The following is a 15,804-nucleotide window of genomic DNA, read 5'->3' as shown; positions in this document are numbered from 1 at the left end:
TCGGCCGCCACGAACCCGGCAGCCACCGCGCATATAAGGGCCATCTTCGAGTCGCAGATCGCCGCTCTCGTTGCGCGAGCCCTCCCTTTGTGACCTCGCCGAGGCGTCCTGGCGTGCCGGTCTGGTGCGCACACAACTGCTCGGCGTGGCCTTCGTCCGCTACGTCGTGGAGCTCGCCCCCGTCGTCTGCGTGGCCGCCGGTTGCCTGATCCGCGACATCACCCGGTCCTGCGGTACTACCTCACCGGCGAGCTCGGCGTCGAGGCCTGAGTTCCCGCCCCCTCCCGCACGCAGCGCTGTCGTAACCAGTCATGTGAACAACTGTAGGCCAACACTTGTTGGCCTACAGTTGTTGGCATAAAGTCCGTAGCAGACAGAGCGAAGGAGCGCACGGTGACCAACGTCGAAGAGGGGATGTGCGAGGTTCTCGTCGTCGGTGCCGGACCGGTCGGTCTCATGGCAGCCGGAGAGCTGGCGCACCGTGGCGTCGCCGTAAGGGTGATCGACCGCGAACGTACGCGGGACTCGTTGTCCAAAGCCCTCGTGGTGCACGCCAGAACGCTGGAGATCATGGATCTCGCCGGGCTCGCCGACGAGTTCGTCAAACGCGGCTATCCGGCGCCCGGACTGGATGTGAGCCTGCAGCGCACCGGCAAACCCGTGTCCGTGAACATGCGTCACCTGGACACGCGGTTCCCCTACATGCTGGTGCTCCCGCAACGCCAGACCGAGGAGATCCTCGCCGGGCGCCTGGAGGATCTCGACGTCCCGATCGAGCGTGGCGTGGAACTCGTCGACCTCTCCCCAGGGCAGGACCACGTGGTGGCGACGCTGCGCGGCGAGGACGGGCGCGAGGAACCGGTGCGGGCCCGGTATCTGGTCGGCGCCGACGGCTCGCACAGCAGCGTTCGTCGGCTGGTCAACCTGCCCTTCGACGGTCGACAGCTTGACAGCCTGGTCCTCATCGGCGACGTCAAGGCCGACGTGGACCTCGTACGGTCGCGGATCACGAACCTGACCTCCTCTCGGGGGTTCGTCTCGCTCCTGCCCTTCCTGGGGGAGTATGTCCGCGTTTTCGCCGTGGATTTCGAGCGCCAGAACCACGCCCGCGACGACGCCCTCACGCTGGAAGAACTGCAGGACACCGTGAACGCCATCGCGGGCAGAACGATCGAGCTGCGCGACCCCATGTGGCTCACCCGATACGTGGCGCCCAGCCGGCAGGTGCGGACGATCCGCGCCGGCCGGGTGTTCCTCGCAGGAGACGCCACGCACGCGCACAGCCCGGCTGCGGGCCAAGGCATGAACATGGGCCTCCAGGACGCCGCCAACCTGGGCTGGAAACTCGCGATGGTGCTGCGCGGCCAGGCTCCGGCAAGCCTCCTGGACACCTTCGACAGCGAACGCCATCCGGTACACACCAGCGTGCGCCACGGGACCGATCAGATGTTCCGCCTCTTCACGCTCACCAACCCGGTTCTGCGGCTGGCGCGGAGCATCGTCACCCGGACAGTGGTCAGGCGAGCGCCGGTGCAACGTCGCCTGGCGGGCCGCCTGTCCGGGCTTGCCATGGACTACCGTCATGCCCACAAAGGTGCGGGTGAGGGCAGGATGCGCTCCGGGGACCGCATCCCCGACGTCGACCTGTGGACCGCGCACCGCCCCTCGACCCGGCTGTACGAGGTGCTGCGCGACCCGGGCTACGGGTTGTTCGTCTACGCAGAAGCAGATCATCTCGTCGCGGACCGCGGGCGGATCACGGCTCTCTTCGCCGCCGTGGCCGGTACCTACGGCGTCGCCGTGCGGCCGCACCTCGTGATCGACGAAGGGGTGGTCGATCCCGCCGAGATGGGCGCCCCCGTCTTCGTGGACGTCGCAGGCCAGTTCGCCCGCAAGCTCGGCGCCCGGCACGGCAGCGTCCTGCTCATACGGCCCGACGGCTACCTCGCCGCCCACGACAGAAGCTTCGACATCCGAGCGGTCGCAGCATGGTGCCGGAGCCGGCTGGTCGCCGCCGGTCAGGAGGCGTAACCGAGGAAGTGGTCGTGGAGCATGCGGCCGACCTGCGGGTCGCCTCTCTCGAAGGCGTCGACGATCGGCTCGTGGTCGGCCGCGTTCTCGTGCAAGCGCATCCCGAAAAGCCGGGCGCCGTCGGCAAGCGGAGCACTTCTCCGAACGGTCCCGTCGTTGACCAGCGGCGTTCCCGGGAATAATCTCATCATATGGTGAATTAATGGGGAGGCGGTCATGCGCAGATCGACAGCGGCCACGGTGAGCGCGGTGTTCTTCGCGGTGGGCCCCGGCCTGTTTGTTGTGCTGATCCCCTGGTGGATATCGCGCTGGCAGCTGCGCGAGCCCTTCCCGGCATGGGCGATGGTGCCGCTCAGGGGCGTGGGAGTGGTGCTCCTGAGTGCCGGGCTCGTCATCCTTGCTCAGGCATTCGTCCGGTTCGTGGTCGAGGGATTCGGTACGCCGATCCCCGCAGCGCCTCCGGATCGGCTCGTCGTCGGCGGCCTGTACAGGTATGTGCGCAACCCGATGTACGTGGGGCTCTTCGCGGCCGTTGTCGGTCAGGCCATGGCGTTCGGGAACGGTTGGCTCCTGGTGTACGCGGCCGGTATGGCGATCCCGGTGGTGCTCTTCGTCCGTTTCTACGAGGAGCGAAAACTCCGCCGACGTTTCGGCGCTGACTACGAGAAGTACTGCGCGACCGTGCCCGGGTGGTGGCCGCGGCTCCGCCCATACCGCCCCTGACTCCGAGTGCGCCGCCAGCGTTCCGCGCACCCGACATCGGCACCGTTACTTCGACGAGATGATCAAGCAGGTGGATCGTGAGTTCGCGGACCGCATTCCGGAGGAAGCGGCAGCGTGCTGTATGCCGTGGCCAACGCGGGAGAGGGGACTGCATGACGGTCACCCTCTTCCCTGACGCCGAGGCGGCGGCCAGGGCCGAGGTGACCGGTCGAGTGGCAGATGCGTCGCCTGCCCCGGCTTCCTACGGTTTATTCGTCGACGTACAACGAGAAGCGAAAAGGGGGCGGCCATGACGCCGAAAGAGGTGGTGCGGGCGCATTCCACCGCGAAGACCAGCGGTGACGTGCCCGGTTGCCTGGAGTGGTGCCACGAGGACGTCGTGTTCGAGACCGTCGCCTTCCAGTCGGCCTCGCACGGCAAGCGGGAGGCCCAGCAGCAGTTCACCGCGTTCCTGGGGGCGTTTCCCGACTACGCGGTGCAGATGGACGAGTTCGTGGAGATCGACGACCTGGTGATGGCGGTGGGCACGATCACCGGGACGATGCGCGGCCCGCTGGCTGGCATCGAGCCCACCGGCGCCGCGTTCGAGCTGCCGTATGTGTGCCTTTGGTACGTCCGCGACGAGCTGATCGCCACAGAACGCTTCTTCTACGACTTCAACCAGATGTGGGAACAGCTCGGCGTGCCCACGGACGACGCCGCGGCCCGATTCGCCGCCTGGCGCGATCGAGCGAACGCCACGGTGAGCTGACTCTGGTCTCCGCGGCCCGTACATCCGACGCGGACGCTGGCTGTACCCGGTTTTGAGGGATTCGCCGGGTGCAGCCGGGTTTTCGTTGGAGGTCGCGTTACTGGCCGAACATCTGGCCCGGACCAAACATAAGGCCCCGGTCGAACATTGAGTTCAGCGTGCCGAACATCCCTTCCGGGTCGGCCTTAAGCTGCTGGGAGAGACCCACGAGGATCTCTTCGGCGCCCGCTTCGAGGCCGGCGATGGTCTCGGCCACGAATTCGGCGACCCGCATGCCGCCGTGCGTGGCGGTGAGGTCGTCCCGCAGGTCGCTGCCGAGTTCGGTGTCCACCGCTGGTGGTGCGACCTCTACTACCCGGATTCCGAGTGTCTTCAGCTGCTCGCGCATAGAGATCGTCAGGGAGTGTATGGCGGCCTTGGTGGCGCTGTAGAAGGCGACCGTGACCAGCGGTGCAAACGCCAGTGCCGACGTGATGTTGACGACGGTGGCACCCGGCTTCCCGGCCAGCTGCCCGGCGAGCAGTGAAGTGAGGTGGGTGGGTGCGATCACGTTGACGTCGGTCTCCGCCCGCAGCCGCGCTGGGTCGATCGGCCGGGAAACGTCGGACCCCAGCTGGATCCCGGCGTTGTTGACCACCATGTCAAGGCTCGGGAACTCCTTTGCCAGCTGGTCGGCCAACTGCTGCCGCTGGCCGTCGAGGGCCAGATCACACTGATGTACGGCTATGCCCGGATGCCGCTCGCGCAGCTCCGTCAGCCGATCCGTGCGCCGGCCGCAGACGACCACGGTGTTGCCGCGCCGGTCGAGTTCCTCGGCCAGTGCCCGCCCGATGCCGCTGGTGCCGCCGGTGATCAGAACCGTTCTTCCCCGCAATTCCGTCCTCATGATGCTCAACGAAACGCCGCCGGCTCAGTGTGGCGCATCTGTCATCCGACGGGAGCCGCCCAGGCTCTGGTGATGATGGGGGCGCTGATCGTCTGCACAGCGCTGTGGGCGCTGGCGCAAGCCTCGTCGGCGGTCAGCCATCGGCGAGTCCGAACGTAGGTGGGGCGACCGCGGCTGAATCGGTCGGTTGACCGGTCCGTCGAATGGCGTTTATATCCTCATGCAATGACTTGAAAGTCGCTAGACGGGGACATAGCATCGCCGGGCAAGTAATGCCGAGACGGAAAGGACGATGACATGGCAAAGCTGCCCAGTGGTCCGCTGGCCGACGTGGACGCCGAGTTCGAGCGGATGGCTTTGGAGACGGGCGGTGCCACGTTCGGCCTGTCGGGCACGAGCGCGCGGGAGAAGCTGCTCCAGGTCACCGCGCACGACATCTGCCTGGCCAACGTCGGGCTCGCGTTCAAGATGCACATCCAGGCGATGAACATGCACGGCGTCTCCTATGGCGACATGCTCGCGCTGATCCGCTTCGTGGCCCCGTACGCCGGCTATCCGGCTGCGGCCAGCTCGCTGGAGGCATTGCGGCGATACGGCGCCGAGCTGGGGCTCAAGGTCGCCGCCGACGTCGACCCGGAACGGAGCGGCGAGGAGCGGGCCGAAGCCGTGGTGCCGGTGGCCGACCAGTGGCTGGGGGAGTTTCTCGCCTCTCGCCTCGGCCGGGCCTGGACCGAGGATCGGCTGTCCGCGCGCGAGCGCGCGTTCGTCGCGCTGACCGCGCATGTCACGCTTGGCGAGCTGGGCCCGTCGTTCCGCCGGCACGTCAAGCTGGCGCTGGCCGCCGCGAGCGTGGACGAGGTCCGCGACGCGGTGCGCTTCACCGGTGAGATGGGCGTCACCAGGGCAGTCGCCGCGCTGGAGGCTCTGGAAGCCGTCCTCGCCGCTCAGGGCTGACGGCCGGGCGCTGGGTCGCTCCGGGGTGATGGCCCGGGCGCCGGGCGGGAGCCTCGGTTCCCGCCCGAGCCGACGCCGGCCTAGCGGCTCGGTGGCTGCCGGCTTGGGCCCGACCGGTGAGATAGCGCTGCAGGGTCGGGGCGACCCAGCCGGCGAGCTGGTCGGGGCCGGCGGCGACGAGGAGCTCGGCGCGTACGGCGTAGCCGAGCAGGCTGGTGACGTAGGTGAGCAGTCGTCGGCCGAGGGTGCCGCGCGGGCCGTCCAGCAGGGTGACGACCGCGCGGTCCGTTGGGAACACCTCGGCGACGACCGCGCTGAACAGCTGCTCCATGCCGCCGAAGAACCGGCGCACCAGCGCCGGGTTCGCACCCCCGTCCGCGGCGGCCACGATCTCCTGCCTGGTAGTGGATGACCCCTGTCCACGTCCAGTCTTACGCATTGCCTGCCTCCTCGGTCGCCATGATGTCCCGTTCCTGAGACTTAAGAGTCATCAGTAAGAGACTTAATCGAGTGACGAGGAGACCCGATAGAGGGCCTCTATTCCATGACTGACGACTTTCGCCGAAAGCCGCGCCGCCGAGGCGAGGAACTTCACATCTCCATTATCCAGGCGGTGCTCGCCGAACTGGCCGAACACGGGTACGCGCGACTCACCGTCGAAGGTGTCGCGGTGCGCGCGCGGACCGGGAAGGCGTCGATCTACCGGCGCTGGCCTGCGCGCGCGGACCTGGTGCGCGAGGCGATCGCGTTCGTGCTGGACTCCGCCATCGAGCCGCCGGACACCGGCGGCTTCCGCGATGACGTGCTGCGGCTCTGCCTCGACGTGGCCGAACTGCTGGCCGGCGTGACGGGTGAGGTGATGCGTGGCCTGGTTGGCGACGGGCGCCGTGATCTCGACCGCACGGACGAGGTGCGCCGGCTCGTCCTGGGCCTGGGCATGAACGCGATGCGCGACGTCACCGGCCGGGCCGTCGCGCGCGGCGAGATCGGCAGCGAGTCGATCACGCCGAACCGGCTCAGCGCCGGACCGACACTGATCTACGCCCACTTCCTGTTCGGCGCCAAAGCCCCGGCCGAGGAACTGGTCACCCAGCTCGTGGACGAGGTCATAATCCCGCTCTTCCGAGCGGGGTCGTGAGCGCGCCGGTCAGGACTCGCCCGCCGGGTCGAGCGTCACCGGCACGCCGTTGAGCACGGGGGTGCCGCCGAGCCTGTCGATGATCATCGGGTCGGTCAGATCATTGGCGCACGCGCCGCCGCGTCCGCGCCGTGCTCGTCCCTGATCTCGGCGGGTCGGTCCGCGACCAGATCCAGCGCCTCATCCTAGGAGATCTCCGCCCAGCCGGAGGACGTGCGCCGCACCGGGCTCCTGAGCCGGTCCCGATCGTTGCGGACATCCTGCCCGGCTGACTGTGTCCGGCGCGTTGTCGTTTGCGCCGTCGACCTCTCCGGGGCTTTCCAAGGGCATGGTGGAAACGCGACATGCCCGCAGGCTCGCAGGAGGGCCCGGAGCGTCTAACCCGCCACACGACCGGTTCACGCTCGCAACTGGGCGAGCGCGGCGTCCAGTACGGCCGGGGCGTCCAGCTCCGGATCGTCCGCCCAGTCGAGCCAGACGGACAGCAGGATGCCGAACACCGCGCCCGCGGCGGCTCTGACCCGGGCGTCGTCCGGCGGACGGGCGAGCCGGGAGGCGACGAGATCGGTGAGGGTCTGCTTGGTCCTGGTGACGTTGGCGAGGCTGGCCGCCCACAGCGCGGGGACGCTGAGCACCAGGGCCTGCCGTTCCCGCTTGGCGGTCACGTCGGCGTCGGTCAGGTCGGTGAACATCGCGCGAAAGGCGTTGCGCAGCGCCTGAACCGGCCCGAGCTCCGCCGGTTGCGCCGCCATGGCCGTGGTGAGGAGGGCGTCGTAGTCGTCGAGGATGACCAGGGATTCCTTGGTCGGGAAGTAGCGGAACACGGTCCGGTGCGAGACGTCGGCCGCCTCGGCGATCTGCTCGACGCTGGTCGCGTCGTAGCCCTGCTCACTGAACAGGCGCAGCGCGTGCCGCTGGATGGACGCCCGGGTGTCCGCCTTCTTGCGCTCGCGTAGTCCGGGGCGATCAGGGTCTGGCGTCATGGGGATCCTTCAGCGGGACGACCGTGCGGTATTTGCCGCCGTGGGACTGCTCCGGCGGTTCCGCGGTACGTTCCAGGATGACATGATCGAGGCCGTGCTCGGCGAGCAGGCCGGCGATCCCGTCGCGCACCTCGCGCCACACCGTGCCGGGGTCCGCTCCCGGCGTGACGCGCAGCCGTACACGCAGGGTCGTGGGCTTTGTCTGGACGATCTGATAGAGCTGGACCCCCGGCGTGCGGTCGACCAGCGTGTTGAGCATCAGCGGCGCGATCACCGCGGAGCCGCCGCCGGCCCCGCTCCCGAAAGTGAGCACGTTGGCCACGCGTCCTCGCACGCGCAGGGCGGGCAGCGGGTTGCCGCACGGGCACGGGTCCGGCCGCTGCAGCACGCTGTCGCCGAGGTCGTAGCGCAGGATCGGCTGCACCCGGTTGGCCAGGTTGGTCACCAGGACGGTGTGCGACTGCTCGCCGGGAGGGGTTGGTGAGTAGTCGGCTTCGACCGGTTCGGCCAGGACCCAGTTTCCGTTGACGTGATACCAGCCGTGCGCGCAGCCCTCGGTGAGGAAGGGGCACTCGCTGGCACCGTAAGTGTCGCGCACCTTGGCGCCGAACGCGCGGCCCAGCAGCGCGTAGTCGTCCTCGGTCAGGGTTTCGCCGGCCGGCTCCACCAGGACCGGCGCGACGCGCAGCCGGCCAGCCTCCTGCTCCGCGGCGAGCATACGCAGCACGCTGCCGTATCCCAGCAGCAGGGCAGGACGGAACGCGTTGAGCTCGGCGACCAGCTCGGCCAGCGGGGCGTGCACGGAGAACAGCCGGATCGCCTTGCGCTGCAGCCGGTGCGCGCGCATGCGGGCGGCGCCGGCGGAGACCATGAAATGCCCGTTCCGCGCGGCCACGATGGCCATCCGCCCGCCGCCGGCCAGGATGCGGGTGATGTCGCGGGCGTTGAGCCAGGAGCCCATCATCCGGGCGCTCATGGCGTAGTTGACCGCGATGTCTCTCTCGTCCTTGACGAAGATCGCCGGATTTCCGGTAGTCCCCGACGTGGTCACCACCAGGTAGCGGCCGAGGAAGCGGGCGCCGATCAGCTCGGGATCCGCCACGAAGGCGCGAGCGCGCTCCAGTGTCACCTCTCGGTCACTGGCCCACCGGTCGTAGTCGGCCATCAGCGCCTTCTTGTCGGTGACCGGCAGTGCAGCCGGGTCGTCGACTCCGTCCGGCAGCCCTCGGTAGAGGTCGCGGTAGTAGGGCGAGTGGGCGCGGGCGTGGGCGACGCTCTCGCGCAGCCGCCGCCGCTGGACCGCGACCCACGCGCGATTCCTTCTGGTACGGCCGGCGTCGAGCAGCAGCCGTGGCATGGTCTCCATCATACCGCTATTATGTCACATCGATGTCAAATGTCATTTGAATGACTGTTTTTGCTCTCGCCCGAGTTGCGACTGGAGGAGCGAGGCGACCCACTCGCCGCCAGCCTGGTGACTGGCCACATCGAGCCTGCTCCAGGCGTTCCCCGGCCGCCCGCAGGGCGCGCGTGTGCATGTCAACGCCCAGACCGCAGCCGTTGATCTGGCTGGCGCGTACGTTGATCATCTCCAGCGTGGTTCGAGGCACCCCCGGCGGGCCTGGTCGAGCAGCGGTTCGAGGGCGCCCCCGCCGACGAGGATGTGGTCGCGGGTCGGCAGCAGATTGCCGACATGGAGGCGGGTGCTGTGTCTACCACTGGCCTCGGGGAGCTCGGTCATGAGGTCACTGTGGGAGCGAATGCCGCCCGATGCCGGGAGACCCATTCGGCATAGGTGGACGCACGCCGTCCGGTGACCTCCTCGACCGTGGGCAGTGTCGCAGCGGGCTCGCCGACTCTTGCCGCGAGCCCGTCGAGGAGTTCGTCGGCGGCCGGCGCCGGCATGCCGTGCTGGACCATCTGCTGCCTGACCGTGTCCCGGGGCAGTTCCTCGAACCGGATCAGCCGGCCGATCGTTTCCCCGATGATCCGCACCCGGTCGAGGTGGGTGAGCGACTGCGGTCCCGTGACGGTGTACGTATCGCCGACGCGCTCCTTGAGAAAGGCGTGGACGGCGACCGCGGCGATGTCGCCCGGGTCGACAGGGGCCAGCGCGGCCTCGCCGTACGCGCCGCGAACGACTCCGCCGACGGCGATCTGGGGCGCCCAGGCGAGATCGTTGGTCATGAACGCGTCCGGCCGCACGAAGGTCCAGGGCAGCCCGGAGGAGGCCACGGCCTGCTCGGCGCGCAGGTGCTGTTCGCCGATCCAGCCGCGCGAGGGAAAGCCGGCAGCGGCGGAGGACAGCAGGACGACGTGCCGCAGCCCTGCCTGCCGCCCCGCGCGGAGAAAGCCGGCGATCGCGTCGAAGACGGGGAACAGGAATACCCGCTCGATCCCGGCCAGCGCGGCGGGCAGGGTTTCCGGCTGGCTCAGGTCGCCCCGCACGATCTCGGCCTCGCCAGGAAGCGAGTGCTCGCCCGGGGCGCGGGTGAGGACGCGGACCTGCTCGCCCGCGTCAAGCAACTGGCGGACGATATTGGCGCCGACATTGCCGGTGCCGCCGGTGACAAGGATCATGGGTCGGGTCTCCTTCGCGTTCGTCGGTCATCCTGCCTCCGGACGCTACGAGCGCGCGGCCCGCACACGAATCCGTCACACGACCGGCTCACGCCATGGGGCGGTTACAGCAAACAGTCATTTGCATACGTTCGTTTACATCCAGGATTACCTGTGCTACTCGGCGTCTCACGGCGGAGAACAGGACGAGATGTCCGACCTGATGAGACACCTTCTCAATCGCGAGATCAGGGAACGACCGGCTGGATACTTCGGCCCGAACCGCGGCCCCGCCGGTCCTGAGCTTCCGCTATCTCGCCAACACGGCCTACCACGGCGACCACACGTTCGGGAACATCTCCTTCCCTGACGACGTAGCGTGATCACGTCACGGAGCGCCCGCGACAAGATGGACGATCTCGCGTACGGAAAGGAAATGCGCTCGAACAACATGTACGGCGCCGAGGCCGAGTGCGACTCCTTCGCAACCTGGAGGCTCCCGGACATCGTCTTCGAGTCCTAGGCCGAGATCGACCTCGGCGGCCAGATCGTCGAGTTGTACCGTTCATCGCCTCGTTCTCGCCGCGGTTCCATGGCTCCAGCGCGGCCGACCTCCTGACGCGGACGCGCGTCAGGTCCAGGGACGGATCGTCCGCCGCGTCGGCGCCGACCGCTCCTCGAAGCGCACCACCGGCGCCGCCGACCGGATCATCGACGGCACCGGCCTGCTCGCCGTGCCCGGCCTGATCAACGCCCACCAGCACCTGTTCCAGGCGTCGCTGCGCACCCTTGAACAATCCGCATGCAGGACCACAGGGCAGGCGGTCAACCGTTGCGTGGCACAGGTGAGGGCTGGCGGAACAGGCGGGGGAGCTTGCGCAGCAGCCAGGGGGCGCCGACGGTCGTGGCGGTGCCGGCGCTCAGGGCGTCGGCGAGCGTGGTGTGGCCTTCGGCGATCGAGAGGAAGGTGGCGCCGTCGATGGTGACGGTGGCGTCCGGGGCCTGTGCGGGCGTGTGGACCATGTCGACGGTGCCGTCGTGGACGCGGGCGTGAAAGGTCTCCTCGTCGATGCGGAACTCGATGACGGCGCGCAGGCCGGCGGCGGCGTCCGGGCTGAAGCAGGCTTGCAGTCCGAGCATCGCCCATCCGGAGCGGAAGGTCTCCGCCGGCCGCCGGTTGTCCATTGCCCACTTCATCCCCCAGCGGGCCATGGCGAGGACCGTGGGGCCGAGTTCCCGCCCGGCCTCGGTGAGGTCGTAGGCGGGCGTGCGAGCGGGCGGCGGGAGCGTGGTCCTACGGATGAGGCCCTCGCCTTCGAGGTGCTTCAGCCGGGCGGCCAGCAGGCCCGTGCCGAGCCCGGGCAGGTTGGCCAGCAGATCCCTGAAGCGTTTGGGGCCGGTGAGCAGCTCGCGCACCAGGAGGAGGGTCCAACGCTCGCCGATCAGGTCAAGGGTGCGCGCGGTCGCGCAGTACTGGTTGTAGGTCCGCTGCTCCACTTCGTCATTCTAGTCTTCACGCTTCCGTTTCTTGAAGCGTCACCGCGTCGAGCAGCAGCCGGGCCAGTGGTTCGGGGTGGGTGACCATGATGTCGTGCGGGCCGTCGCAGGCGACCGTGCGATATCCGATCGCCCTGGCCAGGGCTTCGAACGCCTGGGACGGCGGGCGGCAGCAGACGGCCGTGCCGCTGATCGTGTCGACCGCGCCGGTGAGCCGGCTGGGTTCGCTGAAGGACCGCAGCGCCTGGGGCCGCAGGCGCGTGGACAGCCAGCGGGCGTCCTCCTCGCCGGTGACGCCGTAGCGGGCCGGCGCGGGGGCGGGGATCACGGGTCCGCCCTCGTGCGGCCGGGCCGCGCCACGCAGCGCGGCGACGAACGGCTCGGGTGCCAGGTCGAACAGACTGGCGCCGTCCGGGCCCGCCCAGCCGTCCACCAGGATGATGTGCCGCACGCGCCGCGGCCGCTGGTCGGCGGCCTGCCGTACCACGAGGCCCGCGTAGCTGTGCCCGACGAGGACCAGGTCCGACGCCGCCCGAGCGGCCTGGTCGAGCACGGCGACGATCTGCTCGGCGTGCTCTGCCAGTCCGGCGTCGGGGTCGAGGTCCGGCGTGATCGTGTGGTGGCCCGCTTCGTGCAGGTACGGGACGAGCCGGTCCCAGGCCGAGGGGTCGTGCCAGGAACCGTGTACGAGAACGAAGGTGGTCATTCGCGCGTCCTTTTGGTGAGGAGTTTAACTAAGCGCTTCCTGTTATTGAAGCATGAGAATTCACTTCTGAAAGCCTCTTGTGGAGGGTCAGGTCATGTGACGGATGCAGGGGAAGTACGAGTCGCCTTAAGTTCTCCGCAGAACCCACGACAACTCGACGAACGAGGTTGCCATGCGAAGAGGGTCGCAGCCGGATGAGGTGGTCCGCGGCTACGCCGCCGCGCAGAGCGCGGGCGACCTGGTCGCCGTGGTGAACGCCTGCCATCCGGACGTGGTCCGGGAGTCGATCCCGTTCGGGCTGCTGTCGCGCGGTCGGCACCGGGTGCGGGAAGCGGTCGCCGCGCTGCTCCGCACCTTTCCCGACTACGACCTGCGGCTCGGCGAGTTGCGCCTGAAGGAGAAGCTGGTCGTGGGGATGGGGCTGATCAGCGCGACCATGGAGGCGCCGCTGGCGGGCCTGCCGGCCACCGGCCGCCGGTTCACGCTGTCGTTCGCGAGTCTCTGGAAGGTGCACGACGGGTTGATCCATCGCGAACTGCTCTTCTTCGACCTGAATCACATGTGCGAGCAGCTCGGCCTGAGCACCTGCGAGCTGGCCGCGCATCTTCGCTCATGGCGTCTCGGCCTCCGGGGATAGCGAGAGCTGCGCCAGCTCGCCCCGGCTCGCAACCTGGAGCTTGGGAAAGGCCTTGTGCAGGTGGTAGCCGATGGTCCGCGGGCTCAGGAACAGCTGGGCCGCGATCTCCCTGTTGCTCATGCCCGAGGCCGCCAGCCGGACGATCTGCAGCTCCTGGGCGGTGAGCTGGTCGATCAGGCCGGTGGGCGCGTTCGCTGCCAGGTGCCGCTTGCCGGCGGCGCGCAGCTCGCCCTGCGTCCGATCGGCCCAGGGGCGCGCCTCGAGCCGCTGGAAGATCTCCAGGGCCGACTCGAGCGGTTGCCGGGACTCGAGCTTGCGGCGGTTCCTGCGCAGCCATTCGCCGTACAGCAGTTCGGTGCGCGCCCGTTCAAGCGGCCGGCCGCTCTGCTGGTGGAGCCGCACCGCCTGCTCGAAGTGGTCGCCCGCCTCCTCCGCCGGAGCCAGCAGCGCTCGACATCGAAGGGCCACGGCCCAGGCCCAGGGCTGCCCGGTCGCCGTCGCGGACGCCTGCACGCGCGCCGCGGCGGCACGAGCGAGGTCGGTTCGGTCCAGCCGGACCGCGGCCTCCACCACGTCCTGGGTGCGGTGCAGGACCATCATCGTGCGCGCCGCGGGGGAGTGCCGGTCGAACTCCAGTGCCCGGCGGATGATCGCCTCGTGTCTGCCGCCCGCGAGATCGAGCAGGTTGAGCGCGGCGCAACGCATGCCGCTGGTCGCCCCGTCGGTCACGTCCGCGATCTCGGCGGCGTGGGCCTGGCAGCGCTCCTCGTCACCCTGGGCCGCCGCCACGTAGGTCATGATGCCGGTCAGCAGGGCCTGGTGATGGTGCTGGCCGATGTCCCTGGCGATGCGGTAGCCCTCCTGCGCGCTGGACAGAGAGTCGCGATACCGGCCCATGAACATCTGCGCGCGGGCCAGCAGGACGAGCGCCATCGGCAACACGCCAACCGCACCTGACGTGCGTGACTCGCGTTCAATGGCCACGGCCCGGTGGTAGGCGGCGGTGTCGTCGCCGATGAGGAGGTCCCAGAGGGCCAGGGCAGCGCGGCGGTGGAGATCGGCCGGCCGGTCCGACCGGGCCAGCCCTTCGATCACCTCGCGCATGGACGACAGCGCGACGGGCGGCTCCTCGGCGGCCATCCGGCCGAGTCCGGAGGCAGCCCGCAGCAGCGGGTGCGCCCGCCGGATTCCGGTGGCACGGGTAGCAGTGCGGGTGACCGCGGCGAAGTCGCAGGCCAGCCAGGCGGCGGTGATCGCGTCGAAGTACATCTCGGCGGCCAGGTCGTCCACACCCTGCTCGCGGACCGCGTCCGCGGCGCCGGCGAGAGTGGTGTGCGCGGTGTCGAGGTCGCCTTGGGCGGTGGCTACGGCGGCGCGGACCTGCGCCAGCCGGGCTGACTCGAGTGGCTCGCTCAGGTCGGGCGCCGCCCGGTCGGCGAGCGCTCCGGCGCGGTGATACTGGCCCAGCTCGGCGGCGGAGCGCGCGGCGGCGGCCAGACGCCGGCCGCGCTCGGCCGGGTCGGGCGTGAGCTGGGCGGCCCGCTCGTAGGCGGCGGAAGCGCCGGCGTGGCCGCCCTTGCCCTCGGCCTGTTCCGCGCCGCGTTCCAGCGCTGCGGCCACGGCCTCGTCTGACCCGGTGGTGGCCAGGGCCAGATGCCAGGCCATCCGGCCGATTGCGTCGGGATGGCCGTCCAGCGACTTGGCCAGCGCGCGGTGTGCCGCCTGCCGGGCCGCGGCTGGCGCGTGCTGGTAGGCCGCGGTTCTGACCAGCGGGTGGCGGAAGACGATCCGGCCGTCGGCGATCCGGACGAGCCCGGCGGCCTCGGCGGGCTCGGCGTCGTACAGGCTGCCGCCGAGGTGCTTGATCGCGTCGAGCACCAGGTCGAGGGTGCCGTCGTCGCAGGCCGCGACCAGCAGCAGCGTTCTGGCATCGGCAGGCAGTGCGGCGATGCGCTCGTGGAAGCCGCGCAGGATCCGGCTGGGCACCGGGCTCATGCCGACGGCGTGCAGTGGCACCTCGCCGGACCGCTGTGCGCCGGTCAGCGTGGCGGGCAGCTCGATCAGCGCCAGCGGGTTGCCCTGGGCCTCCGTGAGCAGGCCGCGGCGCACCTCCGGTGCGAGATCCGGGGCGTGTGAGTCGAGCAACTGTTCCGCCGCGGTGGCTTCGAGCGCGCGGAGCCGGAGCTCGCGCACCCCGGGAGCATCGAACAGCCCCTCGTCGTCGCGCGCGGCGAAGACCAGCACCACGCCCTCGGCGTCCAGCCGGCGCGCGGCGAACAGCAGCGCCTCCGCGGACGCCTGGTCGAGCCAGTGAGCGTCGTCGATCAGGCAGACCAGCGGGCGCTCGTCCGCGGTGTTGGCGAGGAGGGTCAGCACCGCCAATCCGACCAGGAACCGGTCGCTGGCGGCGAATCGCTCCAGACCGAGAGCACCGCGCAGCGCGCGTGCCTGCTCCGTCGGTAGCGCGTCGATCCCGTCGAGCACCGAGTGCAGCAGCAGGTGCAATCCGGCGAAGGGCAGCTCCATCTCCGGCTGGATGCCGGCCCCGCGCAGCACCAGCATCCGATCGCCGGCCAGCACCGCCGCCTGGTCGAGCAGGGCGGACTTGCCCACCCCTGTCGCACCCCGCACGATGAGCGCACCGCTCAGGCCGTTGCCCGCGTCGCCGAGCAGTCGCGTGATCACGGTCTGCTCCTCACCTCGTCCGTAGAGCATCGCCGTCCGCCTCCGTCGGTTCGTCCTCAAGTCTTCGCATGGAGACTCGAAAGTCTCCTCCATGAGACATAATGCGCGAGCCACGACTCGGGAGGAACGGCGGGGTGCCGTATGGAGGGATCGCGCCGTACACCCGGTCATCTGCCGGATTCGGCCAGGCGCCCCGGGGTCCCAGCGTGCTCATCACACCTGCACCAGAAGGACCCGCCCGAGCCGCATGGAGA

19 protein-coding genes are annotated in these 15,804 nt (G+C 69.6%); 8 read left to right on the top strand and 11 right to left on the bottom strand.

Features of this window, described 5'->3' with window-relative positions:
- Nucleotides 1-70 precede the first annotated feature (70 nt).
- The 4 genes from ACZ6SA_RS43965 to ACZ6SA_RS43950 all read left to right on the top strand — a co-directional run bounded on the left by ACZ6SA_RS43965 (nucleotide 71) and on the right by ACZ6SA_RS43950 (nucleotide 3,505).
- On the top strand, nucleotides 71-361 hold the full coding sequence (locus tag ACZ6SA_RS43965) for a TetR/AcrR family transcriptional regulator (RefSeq protein WP_465835054.1): 291 nt from the start codon (nucleotides 71-73) through the stop codon (nucleotides 359-361).
- 32 nt (nucleotides 362-393) lie between these two features.
- Nucleotides 394-2,031 carry an FAD-dependent monooxygenase gene (locus ACZ6SA_RS43960; protein ID WP_465835052.1) on the top strand — a complete coding sequence of 546 codons (1,638 nt, stop codon included), beginning with the start codon at nucleotides 394-396 and terminating at the stop codon, nucleotides 2,029-2,031.
- Between the two features lie 249 nt (nucleotides 2,032-2,280).
- Nucleotides 2,281-2,754 (top strand): methyltransferase family protein, encoded by a 474-nt coding sequence (locus ACZ6SA_RS43955; RefSeq protein ID WP_347650002.1) that lies wholly within the window; start codon nucleotides 2,281-2,283, stop codon nucleotides 2,752-2,754.
- 289 nt (nucleotides 2,755-3,043) lie between these two features.
- Entirely contained in the window at nucleotides 3,044-3,505 is a 462-nt protein-coding gene (locus ACZ6SA_RS43950) for an ester cyclase (protein ID WP_443156956.1), read from the top strand.
- Nucleotides 3,506-3,602: 97 nt separating this feature from the next.
- Here ACZ6SA_RS43950 and ACZ6SA_RS43945 read toward each other — a convergent pair whose 3' ends face one another.
- A complete protein-coding gene (locus tag ACZ6SA_RS43945) occupies nucleotides 3,603-4,391 on the bottom strand; it encodes an SDR family oxidoreductase (protein ID WP_465835049.1) in 789 nt (262 codons plus the stop codon).
- A 297-nt stretch (nucleotides 4,392-4,688) separates the two neighbouring features.
- Here ACZ6SA_RS43945 and ACZ6SA_RS43940 point away from each other — a divergent pair, with 297 nt between their 5' ends.
- Nucleotides 4,689-5,345, top strand: coding sequence for a carboxymuconolactone decarboxylase family protein (locus ACZ6SA_RS43940; RefSeq protein ID WP_347650005.1), 657 nt, complete (start codon nucleotides 4,689-4,691; stop codon nucleotides 5,343-5,345).
- Here the strand turns inward: ACZ6SA_RS43940 and ACZ6SA_RS43935 are convergent.
- Nucleotides 5,287-5,784, bottom strand: a complete 498-nt coding sequence (locus tag ACZ6SA_RS43935; protein WP_347650006.1) for a hypothetical protein — start codon at nucleotides 5,782-5,784, stop codon at nucleotides 5,287-5,289. The genes ACZ6SA_RS43940 and ACZ6SA_RS43935 overlap by 59 nt on opposite strands.
- A gap of 105 nt (nucleotides 5,785-5,889) precedes the next feature.
- On the opposite strand from ACZ6SA_RS43935, the gene ACZ6SA_RS43930 reads away from it, so the two are divergent.
- Nucleotides 5,890-6,483: a TetR/AcrR family transcriptional regulator gene (locus tag ACZ6SA_RS43930; RefSeq protein WP_465835047.1), complete on the top strand. Its 594-nt coding sequence runs from the start codon at nucleotides 5,890-5,892 to the stop codon at nucleotides 6,481-6,483.
- A 398-nt stretch (nucleotides 6,484-6,881) separates the two neighbouring features.
- Here ACZ6SA_RS43930 and ACZ6SA_RS43925 read toward each other — a convergent pair whose 3' ends face one another.
- The 5 genes from ACZ6SA_RS43925 to ACZ6SA_RS43905 are packed head-to-tail and all read right to left on the bottom strand — an operon-like array spanning nucleotide 6,882 to nucleotide 10,046.
- Nucleotides 6,882-7,466 carry a TetR/AcrR family transcriptional regulator gene (locus tag ACZ6SA_RS43925; RefSeq protein ID WP_347650008.1) on the bottom strand — a complete coding sequence of 195 codons (585 nt, stop codon included), beginning with the start codon at nucleotides 7,464-7,466 and terminating at the stop codon, nucleotides 6,882-6,884.
- Entirely contained in the window at nucleotides 7,450-8,835 is a 1,386-nt protein-coding gene (locus ACZ6SA_RS43920) for a phenylacetate--CoA ligase family protein (protein WP_347650009.1), read from the bottom strand. The genes ACZ6SA_RS43925 and ACZ6SA_RS43920 overlap by 17 nt, the downstream gene beginning before the upstream one ends.
- A 7-nt stretch (nucleotides 8,836-8,842) precedes the next feature.
- Entirely contained in the window at nucleotides 8,843-9,055 is a 213-nt protein-coding gene (locus ACZ6SA_RS43915; RefSeq protein WP_465835044.1) for a carboxymuconolactone decarboxylase family protein, read from the bottom strand.
- A complete protein-coding gene (locus tag ACZ6SA_RS43910) occupies nucleotides 9,052-9,207 on the bottom strand; it encodes a hypothetical protein (protein ID WP_465835042.1) in 156 nt (51 codons plus the stop codon). Before ACZ6SA_RS43910 ends, ACZ6SA_RS43915 begins: the two co-directional genes overlap by 4 nt.
- Nucleotides 9,204-10,046, bottom strand: coding sequence for an NAD(P)H-binding protein (locus ACZ6SA_RS43905; RefSeq protein ID WP_347650011.1), 843 nt, complete (start codon nucleotides 10,044-10,046; stop codon nucleotides 9,204-9,206). Before ACZ6SA_RS43905 ends, ACZ6SA_RS43910 begins: the two co-directional genes overlap by 4 nt.
- Nucleotides 10,047-10,404: 358 nt before the next feature.
- On the opposite strand from ACZ6SA_RS43905, the gene ACZ6SA_RS43900 reads away from it, so the two are divergent.
- Entirely contained in the window at nucleotides 10,405-10,548 is a 144-nt protein-coding gene (locus ACZ6SA_RS43900; protein ID WP_347650012.1) for a hypothetical protein, read from the top strand.
- A gap of 108 nt (nucleotides 10,549-10,656) precedes the next feature.
- On the opposite strand, the gene ACZ6SA_RS43895 is transcribed toward ACZ6SA_RS43900, so the two are convergent.
- From ACZ6SA_RS43895 to ACZ6SA_RS43885, 3 genes are read right to left on the bottom strand one after another with little or no spacing between them, the layout of a single operon-like run.
- The gene (locus ACZ6SA_RS43895) at nucleotides 10,657-10,812 is read right to left on the bottom strand and encodes a hypothetical protein (protein ID WP_347650013.1); all 156 of its coding nucleotides are present in this window, start codon (nucleotides 10,810-10,812) and stop codon (nucleotides 10,657-10,659) included.
- A 38-nt stretch (nucleotides 10,813-10,850) separates the two neighbouring features.
- Nucleotides 10,851-11,522 carry a winged helix-turn-helix transcriptional regulator gene (locus ACZ6SA_RS43890; RefSeq protein WP_347650014.1) on the bottom strand — a complete coding sequence of 224 codons (672 nt, stop codon included), beginning with the start codon at nucleotides 11,520-11,522 and terminating at the stop codon, nucleotides 10,851-10,853.
- Nucleotides 11,523-11,538: 16 nt separating this feature from the next.
- Complete coding sequence (locus ACZ6SA_RS43885) at nucleotides 11,539-12,228, bottom strand: alpha/beta hydrolase (RefSeq protein ID WP_347650015.1); 690 nt, start codon at nucleotides 12,226-12,228, stop codon at nucleotides 11,539-11,541.
- A 172-nt stretch (nucleotides 12,229-12,400) separates the two neighbouring features.
- Between ACZ6SA_RS43885 and ACZ6SA_RS43880 the strand changes: the two genes are divergently transcribed.
- Nucleotides 12,401-12,865 (top strand): ester cyclase, encoded by a 465-nt coding sequence (locus tag ACZ6SA_RS43880; RefSeq protein ID WP_347650016.1) that lies wholly within the window; start codon nucleotides 12,401-12,403, stop codon nucleotides 12,863-12,865.
- Here the strand turns inward: ACZ6SA_RS43880 and ACZ6SA_RS43875 are convergent.
- Nucleotides 12,839-15,580: an AAA family ATPase gene (locus ACZ6SA_RS43875; protein WP_465835038.1), complete on the bottom strand. Its 2,742-nt coding sequence runs from the start codon at nucleotides 15,578-15,580 to the stop codon at nucleotides 12,839-12,841. The two genes, ACZ6SA_RS43880 and ACZ6SA_RS43875, sit on opposite strands and share 27 nt — an antisense overlap.
- Between the last annotated feature and the right edge of the window lie 224 nt (nucleotides 15,581-15,804).

The organism is Nonomuraea sp. NPDC049378 (assembly GCF_055586745.1).
The sequence above is the reverse complement of the archived record's forward strand: the minus strand, read 5'-3'. Positions and strand labels throughout refer to the sequence as shown.

What these genes read in the sequence shown, in the direction of transcription:
- ACZ6SA_RS43940 (WP_347650005.1), top strand. Translation starts at nt 4,689, where the DNA reads ATGGCAAAGCTGCCCAGTGGTCCGCTGGCCGACGTGGACGCCGAGTTC.
- ACZ6SA_RS43885 (WP_347650015.1), bottom strand. Translation starts at nt 12,228, where the DNA reads ATGACCACCTTCGTTCTCGTACACGGTTCCTGGCACGACCCCTCGGCC.
- ACZ6SA_RS43905 (WP_347650011.1), bottom strand. Translation starts at nt 10,046, where the DNA reads ATGATCCTTGTCACCGGCGGCACCGGCAATGTCGGCGCCAATATCGTC.
- ACZ6SA_RS43875 (WP_465835038.1), bottom strand. Translation starts at nt 15,580, where the DNA reads ATGCTCTACGGACGAGGTGAGGAGCAGACCGTGATCACGCGACTGCTC.
- ACZ6SA_RS43950 (WP_443156956.1), top strand. Translation starts at nt 3,044, where the DNA reads ATGACGCCGAAAGAGGTGGTGCGGGCGCATTCCACCGCGAAGACCAGC.
- ACZ6SA_RS43930 (WP_465835047.1), top strand. Translation starts at nt 5,890, where the DNA reads ATGACTGACGACTTTCGCCGAAAGCCGCGCCGCCGAGGCGAGGAACTT.
- ACZ6SA_RS43880 (WP_347650016.1), top strand. Translation starts at nt 12,401, where the DNA reads ATGCGAAGAGGGTCGCAGCCGGATGAGGTGGTCCGCGGCTACGCCGCC.
- ACZ6SA_RS43920 (WP_347650009.1), bottom strand. Translation starts at nt 8,835, where the DNA reads ATGATGGAGACCATGCCACGGCTGCTGCTCGACGCCGGCCGTACCAGA.
- ACZ6SA_RS43910 (WP_465835042.1), bottom strand. Translation starts at nt 9,207, where the DNA reads ATGACCGAGCTCCCCGAGGCCAGTGGTAGACACAGCACCCGCCTCCAT.
- ACZ6SA_RS43935 (WP_347650006.1), bottom strand. Translation starts at nt 5,784, where the DNA reads ATGCGTAAGACTGGACGTGGACAGGGGTCATCCACTACCAGGCAGGAG.
- ACZ6SA_RS43945 (WP_465835049.1), bottom strand. Translation starts at nt 4,391, where the DNA reads ATGAGGACGGAATTGCGGGGAAGAACGGTTCTGATCACCGGCGGCACC.
- ACZ6SA_RS43915 (WP_465835044.1), bottom strand. Translation starts at nt 9,055, where the DNA reads ATGATCAACGTACGCGCCAGCCAGATCAACGGCTGCGGTCTGGGCGTT.
- ACZ6SA_RS43925 (WP_347650008.1), bottom strand. Translation starts at nt 7,466, where the DNA reads ATGACGCCAGACCCTGATCGCCCCGGACTACGCGAGCGCAAGAAGGCG.